At 59.5% G+C, this 17221-nt stretch carries 13 protein-coding genes; 9 read left to right on the top strand and 4 right to left on the bottom strand.

Going from position 1 to position 17221, the window contains the following annotated elements; translation table 11 throughout:
• The first annotated feature begins 14 nt into the window (after window positions 1–14).
• Window positions 15–1676: an LpqB family beta-propeller domain-containing protein gene (locus ACNAOT_RS15230; RefSeq protein WP_420181178.1), complete on the top strand. Its 1662-nt coding sequence runs from the start codon at window positions 15–17 to the stop codon at window positions 1674–1676.
• Window positions 1677–2030: 354 nt separating this feature from the next.
• Here ACNAOT_RS15230 and ACNAOT_RS15225 read toward each other — a convergent pair whose 3' ends face one another.
• A complete protein-coding gene (locus ACNAOT_RS15225; protein WP_364308842.1) occupies window positions 2031–2312 on the bottom strand; it encodes a hypothetical protein in 282 nt (93 codons plus the stop codon).
• A gap of 21 nt (window positions 2313–2333) precedes the next feature.
• On the opposite strand from ACNAOT_RS15225, the gene ACNAOT_RS15220 reads away from it, so the two are divergent.
• From ACNAOT_RS15220 to secA, 4 genes are all read left to right on the top strand, one after another.
• The gene (locus tag ACNAOT_RS15220) at window positions 2334–2777 is read left to right on the top strand and encodes a ComF family protein (RefSeq protein WP_364308840.1); all 444 of its coding nucleotides are present in this window, start codon (window positions 2334–2336) and stop codon (window positions 2775–2777) included.
• A 153-nt stretch (window positions 2778–2930) separates the two neighbouring features.
• Window positions 2931–3659 carry a ribosome hibernation-promoting factor, HPF/YfiA family gene (hpf, locus tag ACNAOT_RS15215; RefSeq protein ID WP_026005453.1) on the top strand — a complete coding sequence of 243 codons (729 nt, stop codon included), beginning with the start codon at window positions 2931–2933 and terminating at the stop codon, window positions 3657–3659.
• Between the two features lie 29 nt (window positions 3660–3688).
• Window positions 3689–4978, top strand: a complete 1290-nt coding sequence (locus tag ACNAOT_RS15210; RefSeq protein ID WP_420178465.1) for a winged helix-turn-helix domain-containing protein — start codon at window positions 3689–3691, stop codon at window positions 4976–4978.
• Window positions 4979–5020: 42 nt separating this feature from the next.
• A complete protein-coding gene (secA, locus tag ACNAOT_RS15205) occupies window positions 5021–7756 on the top strand; it encodes a preprotein translocase subunit SecA (RefSeq protein ID WP_091468578.1) in 2736 nt (911 codons plus the stop codon).
• 112 nt (window positions 7757–7868) lie between these two features.
• On the opposite strand, the gene ACNAOT_RS15200 is transcribed toward secA, so the two are convergent.
• Together ACNAOT_RS15200 and ACNAOT_RS15195 are read right to left on the bottom strand one after the other, a co-directional pair.
• A complete protein-coding gene (locus ACNAOT_RS15200) occupies window positions 7869–8291 on the bottom strand; it encodes an Rv3235 family protein (protein WP_420178464.1) in 423 nt (140 codons plus the stop codon).
• A gap of 154 nt (window positions 8292–8445) precedes the next feature.
• The gene (locus ACNAOT_RS15195; protein ID WP_420178463.1) at window positions 8446–9222 is read right to left on the bottom strand and encodes a LysM peptidoglycan-binding domain-containing protein; all 777 of its coding nucleotides are present in this window, start codon (window positions 9220–9222) and stop codon (window positions 8446–8448) included.
• 149 nt (window positions 9223–9371) lie between these two features.
• Here ACNAOT_RS15195 and ACNAOT_RS15190 point away from each other — a divergent pair, with 149 nt between their 5' ends.
• Window positions 9372–9950, top strand: coding sequence for a hypothetical protein (locus tag ACNAOT_RS15190; protein ID WP_420178462.1), 579 nt, complete (start codon window positions 9372–9374; stop codon window positions 9948–9950).
• Between the two features lie 6 nt (window positions 9951–9956).
• Here the strand turns inward: ACNAOT_RS15190 and ACNAOT_RS15185 are convergent, their stop codons facing one another.
• Window positions 9957–10178, bottom strand: a complete 222-nt coding sequence (locus ACNAOT_RS15185) for a helix-turn-helix domain-containing protein (protein ID WP_420178461.1) — start codon at window positions 10176–10178, stop codon at window positions 9957–9959.
• Between the two features lie 154 nt (window positions 10179–10332).
• Between ACNAOT_RS15185 and ACNAOT_RS15180 the strand changes: the two genes are divergently transcribed.
• Genes ACNAOT_RS15180 through ACNAOT_RS15170 form a run of 3 tightly spaced genes read left to right on the top strand, consistent with a single transcriptional unit; the run spans window position 10333 to window position 17198 of the window.
• Window positions 10333–10977, top strand: a complete 645-nt coding sequence (locus ACNAOT_RS15180) for an SAF domain-containing protein (protein WP_420178460.1) — start codon at window positions 10333–10335, stop codon at window positions 10975–10977.
• A complete protein-coding gene (locus ACNAOT_RS15175) occupies window positions 10974–12284 on the top strand; it encodes an AAA family ATPase (RefSeq protein WP_420178459.1) in 1311 nt (436 codons plus the stop codon). The genes ACNAOT_RS15180 and ACNAOT_RS15175 overlap by 4 nt, the downstream gene beginning before the upstream one ends.
• Window positions 12285–12341: 57 nt before the next feature.
• Entirely contained in the window at window positions 12342–17198 is a 4857-nt protein-coding gene (locus ACNAOT_RS15170; RefSeq protein WP_420178458.1) for an NAD-glutamate dehydrogenase, read from the top strand.
• Window positions 17199–17221: the final 23 nt, after the last annotated feature.

Below are 17221 nucleotides of genomic sequence, written 5' to 3'. Positions count from 1 at the left end.
TGTTGGTTGTGCTGATGGTCATGCTGGCTTCCTGCGCGCAGATTCCACGCTCCGGCCCCGTCGGCAAGAGCAAAGACGAAGGCGCCGGTAACCCCAACGCACCGGTATTTTTCCCTGCAGCACCGCGCGCCGGTTCCAGTCCGGAGACTGTGATCGAGGATTTCTACATGGCTGGCAGCGGCTACGAGGATGACTATCCCGTGGCTCGTCAGTACCTGACGCAAGCGCAGTCTGTAACGTGGAAACCGGACAAACGTGCGATCGTTTTCCGCGAGGCACAGGTAGTCAAAGCAGCGGGTGAAAACGAATACCTCTACGAACTCGATCTCGCATATTCGGTGGATGCAGACGGCGTTGCGACCCAGTTCCCGCCGGGTACCAAAGAGACCATTCTGCTAACGGTTGAGCAGGTGGAAGGCGAATGGCGGATCTCCAAGGTCCCTGACGGTACGGCCATTCCGGAGGAGACATTCAAGGTTATTTACGGGGCAAATCCCATCTACTTCTATGACCCGACGTTCACTTACGCAGTGCCGGACTACCGGTGGTTCATTAAAAAGAACACTGTGAAGTCCATGACCAGTGCCCTGCTTGCCGGCCCCGCCCCCTACCTGCGCGGGGCAGTGGTCAGTGCCTTCCCATCGGGAATGAAGCTCGCCCGCGAATCTGTTCCGGTTGTCTCCGGTGCAGCCCAGGTGGACCTCTCTGCGAAGGAGCTATTCGACGCCTCTGCGGAGGACCGTCAGAGGATGCAAAACCAATTGGCGCTGACCTTCCGTAGCCAGCCCGATGTCATCAACGTTCAACTTCGCGCCGATCAGGACCTGGTACGCGTGGAAGACAACGGTACCGTTTTGCCGCCAGTGCTGGACAAGAGCGTTCCTGCCCGCCAGATCGCAGTAAACAACGGCGATCTGGTGCGGTACGAGAACAACAGGATTACTCCGTTGCCGGACATTCAATCGGTGGCCGGTCTGGGGCCGCACTCGCCCGCTGAGTCGCCGGTGTCCCAGACAGCCGCTTTCCTCAACGGCGATAAGACCACGCTTTACTCCATCGAACCGGGGCAACCTGCGCGACAACTAACCACCAGAAGTACCCTCACTGGTCCTTCCTTCAGCCCGAATGATTGGGTGTGGACAGCGGGCCCTGGTGCCAACGGGGCAGCCGAAGTTGTAGCTTACAAGCCCACAGGCACAGCCCCGGGTACCGGCGTTCCCAGCGTCACCATGACGCCGGCCTGGCTCACGGGACGAACAGTCAAGGACTTCCGGGTCTCCAGGGAGGGGACCAGGGCGCTGGTCATTTCCGAGGCAAACGGTAAGTCCGCTGTGCAGATTACGGGCATAGTCCGGAACCCCGACGGCGTCCCGAAGGACCTCACGCTTCCCATCACACTGCTGAGCAATACAGCCGCGGACCAAGGCGCCTGGGTCAATGGCTCTACGGTAGCCGTGATGTCCGGTTCGGCCTCTTCGACCGTGGTTCCGGAGTTGCTGTCGCTGGCATCGGGTGAACCGCAGCAGTTGGCACCGTGGGACGGATTGACCAGCCTCAGCGTCGGAAACGGAGCTGAGCAAATCTATGGACAGTCGGCTGCCGGCATCTTCCAACGCGTCGGAAACGGCTGGGAGCTTCAGTTAAAAGGGCCAACAGAACCGGCGTTTCCAGGCTGACTTCTGTATCAGGGGCTCCGCTCCATGGATGCAACCCGATTATTTATGCACATAGCGTGCTGTGTGCCTTCTGCGGGAAAGACCAGACGGTAAAGCTGAAGAGTGACCTTTACCGTCCTTAGCTCATGGTTCCGTGCACGGCAGACCCGGCAATATGTCGACCCTGACCTTGATCCGCCCGAACCTGGCAGTTCGCGTCGTCGTGGCCCGGACCAACGAAGAACGGGTAGGGCCCTTGCCGCTCTGCAGGGGGCACTGGTTGACCTTCTGGCTGTGCTGGTTCCCGTCGACTGTGTCTGCTGTGAGATGGAAGACGCGGTACTTTGTGGCAGCTGTGCAAGGAAGGTCCGTCACCTATGCAAGCAGCCGTTCAGGGCTGAGCAGCAGTCGCCGGCATTGGTTGACGTCGACGGCACGGCAAAGATCGAAGTGGTAGCAGCGGGGGTATACCGGGATGAGCTGGCGCAGTGCCTCCTCTCTTTCAAGCATCACGGTCAATGGCGGCTGGCGGCTGTTCTGGGTCCTTGCCTTGGCAAAGCCGTGGTGACTGCCATCGGTGGCCGGTCCGGTTATTGCCTCATCCCTGTCCCCAGTAGCGGAAAGGCCTACCGCAGGCGCGGATTCAGCCCTCTGCATCTTCTGCTCTTTTTCATACGCATGCGCCGGATGCTGCCCTTTTGCCCAGTCATTGACGTGTTGGAGCGGCGGGGGGATCCGTCAGTGATTAAGGCTGCCCCACAAGCCGTCCGGGAAGCGGCAGCCCGGCTTTTTGGGGAAGTGTCGGGACGTATCGCCGTGGAACGTGGAAGCGGTGGTCAAAAGGGGCTGGGAAGAGGCGAACGTGCTCGCCGGGTCCGGGGATCCATGAGGGTACGCAGGGGAAGAGGCAAAGAATTGAGGGGCAGGAGATGCATCCTCGTTGACGATGTCCTCACCACCGGGGCAACGCTTGCTGAGGCAGCGCGGGCGGTTACCCTTGCCGGCGGGGTAGTCTCCGGCGCTGTTGTGCTCGCGGCCACGAGGCCACCAGCCTACGCCTCCGTCGCTGCAGAGGACCACCTGATGCAGGCATTAAGACTCAATCAAAAATTAAGTGGCTAAAGGATGAATAACGGGTGCCGATGAACTAACGTCGGTTGTGGGTACCAAGAACAGATGTACCTGTCGATAGCGGCTCGGAAAGGGGCTCGACTGTCCGTCAGACAAGCCCCCAACAGCGTCGTTGTCGTGTCACCTGAGTTATTGGAGGGCACCATGGAGTTCATGATCAGCGGACGAAATCTCACAGTTTCTGACCGCTTTCGCGAATATGCCGGCGAAAAAATCTCAAAGATTGAATCGCTGGGGGATAAGGTCCAGCGGGTTGACGCCAAGGTTTCCAAGGAAACCAATCCCAGGCAGACGCCTGGCGAACTCACCGTTGAAGTGACCGTCCTGGGCAGAGGCCCCGTTATCCGTGCCGAGGCCACAGCCGCTGACAAGTTTGCTGCATTCGATCTCGCGTACAACAAGCTGCTTGAGAGGCTTCGTCGTGCTAAGGACCGCAAGAAGGTGCACCACGGCCGCCACACGCCTAAGGCTGTGCGGGAAGCCACGGCAACACTTGAGCCAGCCAGTGCGAGTGAGCCGCTTTATGTAGAGGCAAGCAACCACCAGGAGTCCGCGCCGCAGGCAGACGAGCGCTCACCCTATGACATCGAGAACGACATCCCGGCCGGTGACTCTCCCGTCTTGATCCGCCGGAAAGTCTTCCCTGCAGCATCGCTGACCCTTGATGACGCTGTGGACAACATGGAGCTCGTCGGACACAACTTCTACCTGTTCCTGGACAAGGAAACCAACGCACCGTCGGTTGTTTATCGGCGTAGTGGCTGGACCTACGGTGTCATCACCCTCGACTCCACGTGCGAGCCCGGCGAGGAAGCAGTGGAAGAGAAGATCCACGCCTACCGATCCGATGATCAGGCCGCCACAGCCAAGTAAAGCCCCACTTTAAGCACGAAGGGACTTCAATGACCGCTTCGCTGAGCCTGTCACAGGCACGGCGGATCGCATTGGCAGCTCAAGGATTGGCAAAGCTCCGGCCCGCCGGCTCCGTGACTTCACGGGCGGTGGGCCGGACCTTTGCCCAATTACAGCTTGTCCAGATCGATTCTGTTAATGTCGTGGCACGTAGCCACTACCTTCCGTTCTTTTCCCGACTGGGTAATTACGATCCCCTCATCCTCCAATCAATGGCAAGCCGCCACCCACGCAAAATGATGGAGTACTGGGCACACGAGGCAAGCTTTATCCGACCGGAGCACTTTCAGGACTTGCTCGTATGGCAAAAGCGGGCCTGGGTGGGTGCCCATGGCCTGGATCCGGCCGTACGTCAGGATATGGAGGATCGAATCCTCGACGCCCTCACCGTAGGACGCCCGATGACAGCATCCGAACTGACTGTAAAGCTCGGACACGATGAAGACCCGGAACGTGACAACTGGGGCTGGAACTGGAACATCGTCAAGCGTGTGCTGGAGCACCTGTTCGAAGAAGGGCGGATTTCCGCTGCGTCGCGAACATCGCAATTTGAACGCAAGTATGCCCTGACCTCACGGGTCATTCCACACGTCACTCCGTCCGCAGTCGACGCCGAAGCGTCCCTGGATCGTCTGATGGAAGCAGCCGCCCAAGCCCACGGCATAGGCACGGTGAGGTGCTTCTCAGACTACTTCCGGACACCCCTGAAAGCAGGTGCAGGCTCTGTACAACGCTTGGTCCGGGCCGGCCGCCTTGAGCCTGTTGTGGTTCGTGGATGGGACCGGGAAACCTACAAGCATGTTGATGCCAAGCTGCCACGACAGGCCGCGGGCCGGGCGCTGCTGAGTCCTTTCGATTCCTTGGTCTTCGAAAGACGGCGACTCGAGGAACTGTTCGGATTCCATTACCGGATTGAGATTTACACCCCTGCCGCCAAGCGACGGTTTGGCTACTATGTTCTACCGTTCCTGCTCAGGGACGCCATCGTAGCCAGAGTGGACCTTAAAGCGGACCGGGCATCCGGTCAGCTCCTGGTGCGCTCCGCTTTTGGTGAGATGAACGCGCCGGTGGACACCGCCGTCGAACTAGCCCAGGAACTTAGGCTCATGGCTACATGGCTCGGCCTTCAGGAAGTGGTGGTGTGGCCGGTCGGGGACCTTGCCGGAGAGCTTTCCGAGGCGGTGGCAAAAGGTCATGCTGCGCCGGAAGAAGGCGTCCAACCGGGCAGTCCGCTCAGAGGGGAACCCGGCAACGTGGCGCTGGTCTCTCCCGTAGACTGAAACAGCCAGAATTCGGCAGCATGAGACTGGGAGCAATTTCACGTGGCATCACTAATCGAAAAACTTCTCCGCACGGGTGACAAAAAGACACTCAAGACACTGCGGAACTATGCCGATTCCATCAATGCCCTGGAAGACACTTTCAAGTCCTTCTCGGACGCTGAAATCCGCGAGGAAACGGACCGCCTCAGGTCCCGTCACCAAGACGGCGAATCCCTGGAATCCCTCCTTCCGGAAGCCTTCGCCGCTGTGCGCGAAGCCTCGTCCAGGACCTTGGGGATGCGGCACTTCGACGTGCAGCTGATGGGTGGCGCCGCCCTGCACCTGGGCAACATCGCGGAAATGAAAACAGGTGAAGGCAAGACCCTCGTTGCTACAGCGCCTGCCTACCTTAACGCTCTTTCGGGCAAGGGTGTCCACGTTGTCACGGTGAACGACTACCTTGCCGAGTACCAGTCCGAACTCATGGGCCGCGTCTACAGGTTCCTTGGTCTCTCCAGTGGTTGCATTCTGTCCAACCAGGATCCCACCGTCCGCCGCGAACAATACGCCGCTGACATCACGTACGGCACCAACAACGAATTCGGCTTCGATTACCTGCGCGACAACATGGCTTGGGACTCGAGTGAGCTCGTCCAGCGCGGCCATAACTTCGCGATCGTGGATGAGGTCGACTCCATCCTGATCGACGAAGCGCGTACTCCGCTAATCATTTCGGGTCCCGCGCAAGGCGACACCAACCGGTGGTACAGCGAATTTGCCAAAGTCGTGCTCCGTTTGCAGCCTGACGTCGATTATGAGGTCGATGAGAAGAAGCGAACCGTGGGCGTGCTGGAAGCCGGTATTGAAAAGGTTGAGGACTACCTGGGAATACAAAACCTCTACGAATCTGCCAACACCCCGCTGATTGGCTTCCTCAACAATGCCATCAAGGCCAAAGAACTGTTCAAGCGGGACAAGGACTACGTCATCCTCGACGGCGAGGTCCTGATCGTTGACGAGCACACCGGCCGCATCCTTGCCGGGCGGCGCTACAACGAAGGCATGCACCAGGCTATTGAAGCCAAGGAAAACGTCGAGATCAAGGCGGAGAACCAGACTCTCGCCACGGTGACGCTGCAGAACTACTTCCGCATGTATTCGAAGCTGGCCGGCATGACGGGTACGGCTGAGACCGAAGCCGCTGAGTTCATGAGCACCTACAAGCTCGGTGTCGTTCCCATTCCCACTAACCGCGACATGCAGCGTATCGACCAGCCGGACCTCGTCTACAAGAACGAGGTGGTTAAGTTCGATGCTGTTGTTCAAGACATCGCCGAACGTCACGAGCACGGCCAGCCTGTGCTGGTAGGTACTACCAGCGTCGAAAAGAGTGAGTACCTCTCCAAACTCTTGGCGAAAGAAGGCATCCGCCACGAAGTACTGAACGCCAAGAACCACGCAAGGGAGGCGTCCATCGTGGCGCAGGCCGGGCGAAAGGGCGCGGTTACAGTAGCAACCAACATGGCTGGCCGCGGTACTGACATCATGCTCGGCGGCAATGCCGAATTTACTGCCATTGCCGAACTTGCCAAGCGCGGCCTTGATCCAGAGGAAAACTCCGAAGAGTACGAGGCCGCATGGCCGGCGGCACTTGCCGCAGCCAAACAGGCAGTCAAGGACGAGCATGAAGAAGTTCTGGACCTTGGCGGACTTTACGTGCTTGGAACCGAGCGCCACGAATCCCGCCGGATCGACAACCAGTTGCGTGGACGTTCCGGACGGCAAGGTGACCCTGGCGAATCCCGGTTCTACCTCTCGCTAACAGATGACCTCATGAGGTTGTTCAACTCAGGTGCGGCCGAACGACTGATGAACAGTTCGGTGCCTGACGATGTTGCCCTTGAGTCGAAGCTGGTTTCCCGTGCGATCGCATCTGCGCAAGGCCAGGTGGAGGGCCGCAACGCCGAGCAGCGTAAGAACGTCCTCAAGTACGATGACGTCCTCAATCGTCAGCGTGAAGCCATTTATGGCGACCGGCGTCGGATCCTTGAGGGCGATGACTTGCACGAAAAAGTCCAGTACTTCCTGGAAGACACCATCAACGCACTCATTGACGCCGCTACTGCTGAAGGATCGGGCGACGACTGGGACTACAACCAGCTGTGGGCGAACCTCAAGACGTTGTACCCGGCAACAGTGACTGCCCAGGAGATCATTGACGAAGCCGGCGGCAAGTCCAGGGTCACTGCGGAATTCCTCAAGGAGGAAATCCTCTCTGATGCCCGGCTCGTTTACCAGGCACGTGAAGAGGCAATCGGCTCTGAGAGCATGCGTGAGCTCGAGCGCCGGGTTGTGCTTTCGGTCCTCGGACGCAAGTGGCAGGAACACCTCTACGAGATGGACTATCTCAAGGAGGGCATCGGTCTTCGTGCAATGGCCCAACGTGATCCCCTGGTGGAATACCAGCGCGAGGGGTTCGTGATGTTCCAAAGCATGATGGAAGCCATCCGTGAGGAGAGCATCGGTTTTCTCTACAACCTCGAAGTTGAGGTAACACCGGCCGAAGACGTGGTGGTGGCGGACGCCGCTGGCACGCACACCGAACACCACGACCCGCAAATCCGTGCGGCAGGCCTCCAAGCGCCGGAAAAGCCGGCGCAGCTGCAGTACACCGCGCCAGGTGAAGACGGAGCAACCCAGACGCGCATCGAGGGGCGGGCTTCAGGCCGCTCCGGCAATCCTGCGAAAGCGGCAAGCCAGGACCAGCGCAAGCAGGCCAAGAAGAAGCGCCGCTGAACCGATCTCGCAAAGCAGCAATGAAAAGGGTGAACCTTGGCTAATGGTCCAGGGTTCACCCTTTTTGTCTGCCTCGGCTTTTGTCTGCCTCGGCGCAATATTGCCGTTGAAGTTATCCAATTTCCAGTACGGTAACCTGCCAAACTCCGTCCAACCGCTCCAGCCTCATGGCTACGGCACGGCAACGTTGCTCTTCCGCCACTACGATGCTTGCCTCACAAATGGCTTCGGATATTGAACAGACCCGAACAGAGCGGACCATGGGGCTCAGGTGCGGCTGCGGATTGCCCCTGGTCCTGGCTGCGTGCTTTCGTGTGAGGGCTGCCCGATGCTGGAGGGACAGGTAGCACTCCGAATCCAGTAAACGGGAGAGTTGTTGCAGTGGACGGGTGCCGGCCAGCACCTCCAAGGCTGCCTGCGCGATGCTCCTGGCCACAAGCCGGACATCGATGTCCGGGCCCGCCGGGACGTAAGCCGGGGTTGTTCGTTTTGTGCTCCGACGGCTTGATGGTCGGTTCGCTGTTGCAACGGTCATGGTCATACCTCAGGCATTCACTACATGAGCTTCAGCGTGGGGACGCTTTGCTCGGTGGCTTCTGCTGGGATGACGCTAGGAATCGGTTTTGATAGGTGGAGGCTGCCCCTGAGTGGGCGCGTGTGTGGAAATGGCGGGCACGAGCCCTTTACTGCTAGCCCGGCGAGGGCGGCTGCAGAACCTGCCCGGCAAGCAGCACTGCTGGGTCACTTCCGATGGTTTCACGGTTGGCGGCGTACCACTTGGGCCAGGCCAGTGCGACGTCCACGTCAGTTGCGAAGGGTCCCAGCCTGGACGCCGCAATAGACCACAGCGAGTCACCGCCCTTGACGACAACGCTGGCATCGCCGGCTGGTGCCGATGAACGTGAGGACTGGCGGCTCAGAAGTCCTGGATCAACCACGGGAGGTTGAGGCTGCCAGCGCGGTTCAGTGGCGGGACTGCCGGCCTTTTCGTTTTCGTCTACAGGTGCCGGGGTGGAGAATGCGCGCTCCACGGAAGAGGGCTTCCACGCCGGCTGCGCCTTGGCCGTGTTGCCGGAGGAAGCATGATGCCAACCTGGTTCAGGCGGGCTGGTATCCGCTTGAACGACCCCTGTGCCCAGAAGGCTCAGGCTCATGAGCGCCACGGCGATTCGCAACATGAAGCCAGGGCTGAACTTTGAAAGCGAGTCGGCACGCTTCCTGTGCCCTGCATGGTGCAGTAGCGACGCCATGAAGGCGATGAAGAAGGAGAGTGCCCACCAAGCTACTATCGCAATCCCGGCAGCGCAGGCAACAAAACCGAGAAGATGTTCAAACGTGGATCTGTGATTAAGTCGCTCAGCAGCTTGCCATTGTGCAAGGAGCAGGTTTCCTACAAGAACCAGGAGCAGTCCCAGACCAAGAACAGACGCTGCGAGGGTGAAGTCACTACGCAATGTTCGTGCCATTCAAAAGCCCCCAAGCTCTAGTTGACGCAATTTGATGCAGTTTGCCCTACCGGACATATTTTGACCATACTTGCCCCTTCTTGTCCAATCGCGATGTTTCCCGAACCGACGGGTTGCCCTTGCTTCTTCCTGCAGCCTAGTCTGATTACATGAGATGGGACTCTCTTTTTGGTGATCTGGAAGCACAATTCTCTGCAGGGCGTGCCCTGGAGAAGGAATCTGAGATAACAGATCGGGCCAGGGTAGAGCTCGCGGGAATCGATCTGGCCGATCGCCTCCGCGGGGCCGACGGTGCCGAAATCAAGATCGTTCTGGTTGACGGCAACGTTATCCGAGGAGTGCTAGGTCATGCGGGCAGCGAGTGGCTGGTCCTGACCGAGGGTGCGCGACAGTGGCTGGTGCCTTACGCGTCTGTGCTCTCGTATCAAGGATTGGGGCGGCTGGCACTGAAGACCTCGTCACGGATACAGCAGTCATTAGGGATCGCCTCAGCACTGAGGGCACTGTCAAAGGACCGCTCTGAACTGGTAGTTCATCTGAAGGTGCGGACGGGCGATGGGTACAAGTTGCATGGAGTCATAGACAGGGTGGGGCGTGACCATTTCGACCTCACGGTTGTTCCGCAAGGTGAAGTACGCCGGGCCGGCAATGTAGCCGCAGTCCTGACCATCCCTTTCAGCTCATTGGCAGCGCTTTGCTCTGGGGCGAGCCAAGACTTCAGGGGGTAGCGGCAACTAAGGCTGATGAACCTTGTTCTTCGCCTCTTCGATCATGCGGCCGGCCTCTGTGTAGCGATCCTCGATGTACTGCTCAAGCATCTTTTCCTCGATGCGCCATTGTCCCCGCCCTCCTACCTGTATGGCCTTCAGTTCGCCGCTTCTAGCCAGAGCATAGGCCTGAGGCGAATTGATTTGGAGTTGTTCGGCGACATCCGCAAGAGTCAGGAATCGGGGCATGGCCTCATTTTGCCACCCTTGTCCGCTTTTGGGGTAGTTATCCACAGTTTCGGCCTGTTTACGGCCAATGGCTTTGGCGCTGTGGAAGACGCCGGTAAGAATGAGGAGGCAGGTGCCATCCGCCGTGCCGTACTCAAAGTGGGGGAGCAGGAAAATGGGTCAGAGTGAGGGCGTTGCAGCTCCAAGGCTACAGAAGCCATCGTGGAAGGATCCCCGGCTGCTCATCGGCGTATTGCTGGTTTTGGGGTCTGTGGCCGGAGTCATTGCGTTGCTTGGTTCGGCCGACAGGACTACGCAGGTCTACTCGGCCCGGGAAGACATAGCCGTAGGACAGGTGGTTACGGAAGCGGACTTATCCATTGTCAAGGTCCGTTTGGATGAGGTCGAGCCCAGCTATGTCACAGTCGAACACGGCTTCGCTGAGGGCAAGGTTGCGCTGCAGCGGGTAGCAAAGAATCAGCTGGTCCCACAGGCGAGCCTGGGGTCTGCCGATGCCGTCGACCGTAAGCCGGTAGCCATTGCCATGGAGGAAGAGCTGCCCGCGCAGGCCGTTCCAGGCACCAGGGTTGATGTCTGGGTTGCCATGCCGGGTTCGAATCAAGCGTTTGAGGAACCGCGGCTACTTCTGCCCAGTGCGGAGATTGCCGGAATGACCAGCGGCTCTTCTGCGTTGGGTGCTGCGAAAACAACCGTGGTGATGGTGCTGGTAACTGATGAGCAAATGCCAAAATTGCTGGGTGCCCAAGCAAACAAGGCCAAGGTGTCGGTTGTTTGGAATCCTGCGGGCGTGGTTCGGTGAGCATTCCTGTCGTTACCGTTGGTTCCGCACAGGAAGCTGTAGTCGGCGGGTTGGAACGCCTGCACGGACCGGTGACGGTGGTGCGCCGGTGTTCAGAGCTAGCTGAACTGATTGCTGCTTGCCAAAGCGGCCTCGCAGTGGCGGCTGTGGTAGCGGAAGGTTGCGAGGAACTCACCACCACACTGGTTGATCGCCTCGGAGCAGTCGGCGTCTCCATCGTTGCCTTGACCGATGATCCCGCTGAGGCCAACCGCCTGCACTCCATAGGCGCCGTGACAGCTTCGACCGGCATTGATGCCGCGGACCTGGCGGCCAAAATATCGGAGGCCGTGGACCGCGTAGGGCCACGTAGCCAGCCTTTGGCTGGTCGGGACGCAGGATTCGCAGACCCCGGGGCAGGTGTGCTTTTGGAGGCTGCGGCGGAATCCGTCGACGACACACCAAGGGGGTCAGGCCAGATAACTGCCGTGTGGGGACCGGTCGGCGCACCTGGCAGGACTCTTCTGGCGGTCAACATCGCGGCGGAGCTGGCCGCGGCCGGCGAGTCCGTCATCCTCGTGGATGCTGACAGCTATGGGGCAAGTGTGTCAGCGGTGCTTGGGCTGCTGGACGAGTCCGCGGGTCTTGCCCAGGCCTGCAGGCTGGCGGACCAGGGTTTGCTCGATATCGAGGCACTCAAGTCGGCGGCCATTCCTGTTTACACGAAGGCCGGTACCTTTCGGGTACTCACGGGAACTACCAGGGCGGACCGGTGGACGGAGTTAAGGGCGGGGGCTGTCTCGATGGTCCTCGAAAGGGCAAGGCAAGTTGCGGACCATGTGGTGGTGGATACAGGTTTTTGCCTTGAATCCGATGAAGAGCTCAGCTTTGACACCATGGCTCCGCGGCGGAACGCCGCGACGCTTCGAAGTTTGGAAATGGCTGATGTTGTGTTCGCCGTAGGAGCGGCGGATGCCATTGGAGTGCCGCGATTGGTGAGAGGGCTGGCGGAGCTTGAGTCCGCGGTTCCGGAAGTATCTCCCCGTGTCGTGCTGAACAAGGTGAAGCGTTCGGCAGTGGGTCATTCGCCCAGGCAGCAACTGGGTGACGCCTGGGACCGCTATGGTCCGGGAGCGGGCGTGGACGCCTACCTTCCGGCAGACTCCGTGGCGTGTGATGCAGCTTTGCTGGCTGGTGCAGTCCTTCTGGAAGTGGCGCCTGACTCGCCTCTTAGGATGGCGATAGCCAGCTTGGTCTGTGCACCCGTCCAGCAAAATCGCAATTCGTTTGGTCGAACTATCAGAGCTTTGCGCCTCTTTAAGCGCTAGGCTCGCCATGTGGGCTGCAGAGTCGCAGCAATGAACATGTGATGGAGGCGTTTGTAGATGTCGTCAGGATCCAGCGTGGAGGATCGGTCCGATGCAACAGTTGTCCGTGAAGGGTTCTTCGGTGACTACTATGAACACCTCGCAGAGGAAGACTCACGTGCGTATTCACCTGAACTTCTGATTGCGCGGGCCACAAAGCACAAGGACGTTGCCCAGTCCCGACGGCCCGGAAATGCCGTCGTCCAGATCGCCGCCGAACCCGAGCGAAACGTTGTATATATCGTCACGGACGATATGCCGTTCCTCGTCGACTCTGTCAATGCAGAACTTGTTCGCCAGAACTGCGCGATCCGTTTGGTGATGCACCCGTTGTTCGTGGTCACCCGCGACCGTGTGTCCGGTGAGCTGAGCGGTATTTCCAGGGTCCCGTCCAACGTTGGCATCTCCAGCGGCGACACCGCCGCACTCCCCAGCGTGGCCCACCTCTTGGGCGATGGCGATAACGCGTCGCATATGGAGTCATGGATCGCTGTTGAAATTGACCGTGTAGGTGACGATGCGCGGGAAGAGTTGATCGCCGGGCTGCAACGCGTCCTTGGCGACGTCAGGGCGGCGGTGGAGGACTGGCCCAAGATGCGCAGCAAAGCTCTCGAGCTAGCCGAGGCGTTGTCCGGCATCACGCACCCGGAGCAAGTCGCTGAACTCCGGCAGGCACAAGACCTTTTGCGATGGCTGGACAACGGAAACTTCACTTTCCTGGGTTACCGCGAATACGACCTCGTGGACGAGAACGGCGAGGACGTTCTTCAACTCCGTGAAGACAGCGGCCTCGGCCTCCTGCGTGCCGGCGACACCACGCGTCAAGTCCAGCACCTCACGGATGCCGGCCGCAAGCGCGCGCGGGAGAAGCGTGCCTTGGTGATTACCAAGGCGAACTCGCGTTCCACTGTGCATCGGCCCGCCTACCTTGATTACATCGGCGTCAAGAGCTTCGACGCGTTGGGCAACGTTAACGGTGAACGGCGGTTCATCGGCCTTTTCGCCACTAGTGCCTACACCGGATCGGTGCGCAACATCCCAATCGTTCGGGACAAGGTGGATGCTGTCCTGCGCAACGCGGGGTTCCCCATTGACTCCCACTCGGGCAAGGATCTTTTGGGAATCCTTGAGACGTACCCCCGCGACGAACTGTTCCAGATCGAGATACCGGATCTTGCCGCCACTGCCACCGGCATCCAGCGTCTCCAGGAGCGACGACGGACCAAGCTGTTCCTGCGCCCGGACATCTACGGCCGGTTCATGTCCGCCGTGGTCTACCTGCCCCGTGACCGATACACCACCAGCGTCAGACTCCGGATCGAGCAGGAACTCCGCGAGACGTTCCACGCCGAAAGCATTGACTACGAGGCCCGGATCACTGAATCCGCATTGGCTCGTGTCTTCTTCAGGATCAGGTTGCCCCGCACGGCTGAACTGGCGGAAGTTGACGTAAAAGAACTGGAACAACGCCTGATGCGTGCGTCCCGGTCTTGGAGCGAAGGTATCGCAGAGGTGCTCCGTGAGCACCGGTCTGCCGAGGACGCTGATGTTCTGTCTGCGCTGTGGGCTGAGGCGTTTCCCGCGGGGTACCGCGTGGACTACGAAGTGGAAGACGCTCTTGAGGACATTGAACGCTTCGAGAAATACGGCGCGGAGGCGGAGCGGGCAGGACGGGTCACCAAGCAAATCAAGCCCGGTGTCCATGTGTATCTTCCGGAAGGTGCCGGTGAGGCCTTGGAGGAGGATGCCCGAGTCAAGCTCTACCTGATGGAGCCCAAGAGCCTTAGCCAAATCCTTCCCTACTTCCACAACCTCGGCCTTGAGGTCTTGGATGAGCGGCCGTTCGAGATCGAAACCTCGGATCATCGCGATTTCTTCCTTTACGACCTCGGACTCAAGTACCCCGCGGGCGTCGACCCCCTGGCTACGGGAGACCTGCTGGGCGCCTCCTTCGGTGCAGCCATCACGGGCGCTGTCGAATCCGATAACTTTGACCGGCTGGTTCTGCGTGAAGGCATACATTGGCGTCAAGTGGTGGTACTCCGTGCCTACGCCAAGTACATGCGGCAAATGGGCAACACCAATTCCTTCGGATTTATTGCGGATACCCTGCTGGGCAACCCCGATGTTGCACGTGGACTCAATGAGCTCTTCTCTGCACGCTTCGACCCCGCCGTTCCGGAAGGACAGCGGCCCGAACGCCAAGCCGTAGCGCGGGCAGCGCTTGCTGAGTCGATCGAGCAGGTGGCCACGTTGGATGCCGATCGCGTTCTGCGTACCTTCGTGAACCTTATTGAGTCGACTCTGCGGACTAATTACTACCAGAACAAGGAATACGTCAGCTTCAAGCTGGATCCCACGTCCATTGAGGGTCTTCCTTTCCCACGCCCAATGTTCGAGATCTGGGTTTACTCTCCGAGAGTTGAAGGCGTGCACTTGCGATTCGGGAAGGTAGCCCGCGGTGGCCTTCGCTGGTCTGACCGACGGGAGGACTTCCGGACGGAGATTCTGGGCCTCGTAAAGGCGCAGACCGTCAAGAACGCGGTCATTGTCCCAACGGGCGCCAAGGGAGGTTTCTTTGCCAAGAAGCTCCCCAACCCGGCAGTAGACAGGGCTGCTTGGATGGCCGAAGGAATTGAGAGCTACAAGACTTTTATTCGAGGCCTTCTGGACATCACAGACAACCTCGTTACGTCAGCAGACGGCGAGAGGCTGGTGCCGCCGTCGGACGTTGTTCGGCACGACGATGACGACTCGTACCTTGTAGTTGCAGCGGACAAAGGCACCGCAACGTTCTCCGACACCGCCAACGGGCTTGCGGCCGAATACGGTTTCTGGCTCGGTGACGCGTTTGCCTCGGGTGGGTCAGTCGGTTATGACCACAAAGCCATGGGCATCACTGCCCGCGGAGCCTGGGAATCAGTCAAGAGGCACTTCAGTGAGCTCGACCTGGACACCCAGACTGAGGAATTCACGGTGGTTGGCGTGGGCGACATGTCTGGTGACGTCTTCGGCAACGGCATGCTGCTTTCCCGGCATATCCGGCTGCTGGCCGCCTTCGACCACCGCCACATCTTCCTTGATCCCTCGCCTGATGCTGCTGCATCGTTTGCCGAGCGGCAGAGGCTCTTCGAACTGCCCCGATCCTCGTGGGACGACTATGACCGCACCCTTATCAGCGAAGGTGGCGGCGTCTATCCACGTCAAGCCAAGACCATCCCGGTCTCGGAGCAAGTACGCAAGGCATTGGGCCTGCCGGATGGAACGACGCAGCTAAGCCCGCCGGAGCTTCTTCGCGCGATTTTGCTGGCCCCGGCAGATCTTCTCTATAACGGCGGTATTGGCACGTATGTCAAGGCTAGTACTGAAACCCATGCAGCCGTGGGCGACAAAGCCAACGACGCTATCCGCGTGGACGGCCGGGATTTGCGGGTCAAGGTTGTGGGCGAAGGCGGAAACCTGGGATTGACGCAGCGGGGACGTATCGAGGCCGCTTTGCAAGGTGTCATTCTGAATACGGACGCAATCGATAACTCCGCCGGTGTTGACTGCTCTGACCATGAGGTCAACATCAAGATCTTTGTGGATCGGATGGTCGCGGCCGGCAAACTAGACTCCGCCGAACGAGCCAGCTTCCTCGCCGACATGACCGATGAAGTGGGACGGCTTGTCCTGCAGGACAACATCGACCAGAACATTCTGCTGCTCAACGACCGGACCCGAGTCGCGGACTGGAGCCCAAGTTACGAGCGCCTCATGGACTGGCTGGAGAAGTCTGCCGACCTCAAGCGTGATCTTGAAGCACTCCCCACCACGGAAACCCTGCGGTCGAGGTTGGAACAGGGCCAGGGACTTACCTCTCCCGAGCTGGCGGTTCTGGCTGCATACGCAAAGATCGAGCTGGCTGGCGCGTTGCGGGACAGCAACCTCGCCGACGATCCGTGGTTTGCGGACACAATCCGTGAGTACTTCCCGAAGCAACTGCGGGAAAAGTTTGACGCTGAATTGGACACTCACCCGCTGCGGCGCGAGATCATCGCCACTGTGGTCGCCAATGACATCATCAATCTTGGGGGCATCACCTTCGCCTTCCGGGCCATTGAAGAAACGTCGGCCAATGAGGTGGCCGTTGCCAAGGCTTTCGTGGCTCTGCGTGAAATCTATGATCTCGATCCTATGGTTGCCGAGCTGAATGCACTTCCGGCTTCCTTCCCCACCGAACACTGGAGTGAAGTCCATCTGGACATCCGGCGGTTGCTCGACCGGGCAGTACGCTGGGTGCTGGGCCAGGGGATGGGGTCACAGCCTATTTCCGATGTCGTTAAATCCTTCAAACCCATGTTGGCCCCGCTGAGGGCCAAGCTTCTGGACTACCTCCGGGGTGAGGACAAGATCCGAATTTCCGGCTGGTTGGACAAAGCCAGAACCTGGGGACTGCCGGAGCATCTTGCGCACAGGTGGGCTGAGCTGTTCGAGAGCTACGCACTCTTGGACATCGCGCGGATTGCCCAGACCGGAAGCGAGGGCGTCGAGGACGTTGCACACGTCTACTACACAGTATTCAACCGCTTCCATGTTGATTCGCTGCTGGAACGAATCAGTTCCTTGCCTCGCGATGACCGCTGGCAGGCATTGGCGCGTGCAGCTCTCCGTGATGACTTATACTCCACGGTGGCGGATATGACGACGTCGGTCCTTGAGTCCACAGAGTCCGGCGCCTCGGCTGAGGATCGCCTGAAGGCGTGGGAAGGGCAGAATGCCGAACAGCTGGGACGTGCCAAGACGATGTTTGATGAGGTCAACGCGCTCGAAGCCGACGACATGGCTTCACTGTCGGTAGCATTAAGGCTCTTGAGGTCAATCGTTCGACGCTAGGGTCCGTCCCGGCGTCGCAAATG

The organism is Paenarthrobacter sp. TA1.8 (assembly GCF_048595705.1).
GTDB classification, from domain to species: Bacteria; Actinomycetota; Actinomycetes; order Actinomycetales; family Micrococcaceae; genus Arthrobacter; species Arthrobacter nitroguajacolicus.
This window is presented reverse-complemented; position numbering and strand designations above follow the sequence as displayed.

What these genes read in the sequence shown, in the direction of transcription:
- ACNAOT_RS15185 (WP_420178461.1), bottom strand. Translation starts at nt 10,178, where the DNA reads ATGCCCCGATTCCTGACTCTTGCGGATGTCGCCGAACAACTCCAAATC.
- ACNAOT_RS15170 (WP_420178458.1), top strand. Translation starts at nt 12,342, where the DNA reads ATGTCGTCAGGATCCAGCGTGGAGGATCGGTCCGATGCAACAGTTGTC.
- ACNAOT_RS15190 (WP_420178462.1), top strand. Translation starts at nt 9,372, where the DNA reads ATGAGATGGGACTCTCTTTTTGGTGATCTGGAAGCACAATTCTCTGCA.
- ACNAOT_RS15195 (WP_420178463.1), bottom strand. Translation starts at nt 9,222, where the DNA reads ATGGCACGAACATTGCGTAGTGACTTCACCCTCGCAGCGTCTGTTCTT.
- ACNAOT_RS15230 (WP_420181178.1), top strand. Translation starts at nt 15, where the DNA reads ATGGTCATGCTGGCTTCCTGCGCGCAGATTCCACGCTCCGGCCCCGTC.
- ACNAOT_RS15225 (WP_364308842.1), bottom strand. Translation starts at nt 2,312, where the DNA reads ATGCAGAGGGCTGAATCCGCGCCTGCGGTAGGCCTTTCCGCTACTGGG.
- hpf (WP_026005453.1), top strand. Translation starts at nt 2,931, where the DNA reads ATGGAGTTCATGATCAGCGGACGAAATCTCACAGTTTCTGACCGCTTT.
- ACNAOT_RS15220 (WP_364308840.1), top strand. Translation starts at nt 2,334, where the DNA reads ATGCGCCGGATGCTGCCCTTTTGCCCAGTCATTGACGTGTTGGAGCGG.
- ACNAOT_RS15200 (WP_420178464.1), bottom strand. Translation starts at nt 8,291, where the DNA reads ATGACCGTTGCAACAGCGAACCGACCATCAAGCCGTCGGAGCACAAAA.
- ACNAOT_RS15210 (WP_420178465.1), top strand. Translation starts at nt 3,689, where the DNA reads ATGACCGCTTCGCTGAGCCTGTCACAGGCACGGCGGATCGCATTGGCA.
- ACNAOT_RS15180 (WP_420178460.1), top strand. Translation starts at nt 10,333, where the DNA reads ATGGGTCAGAGTGAGGGCGTTGCAGCTCCAAGGCTACAGAAGCCATCG.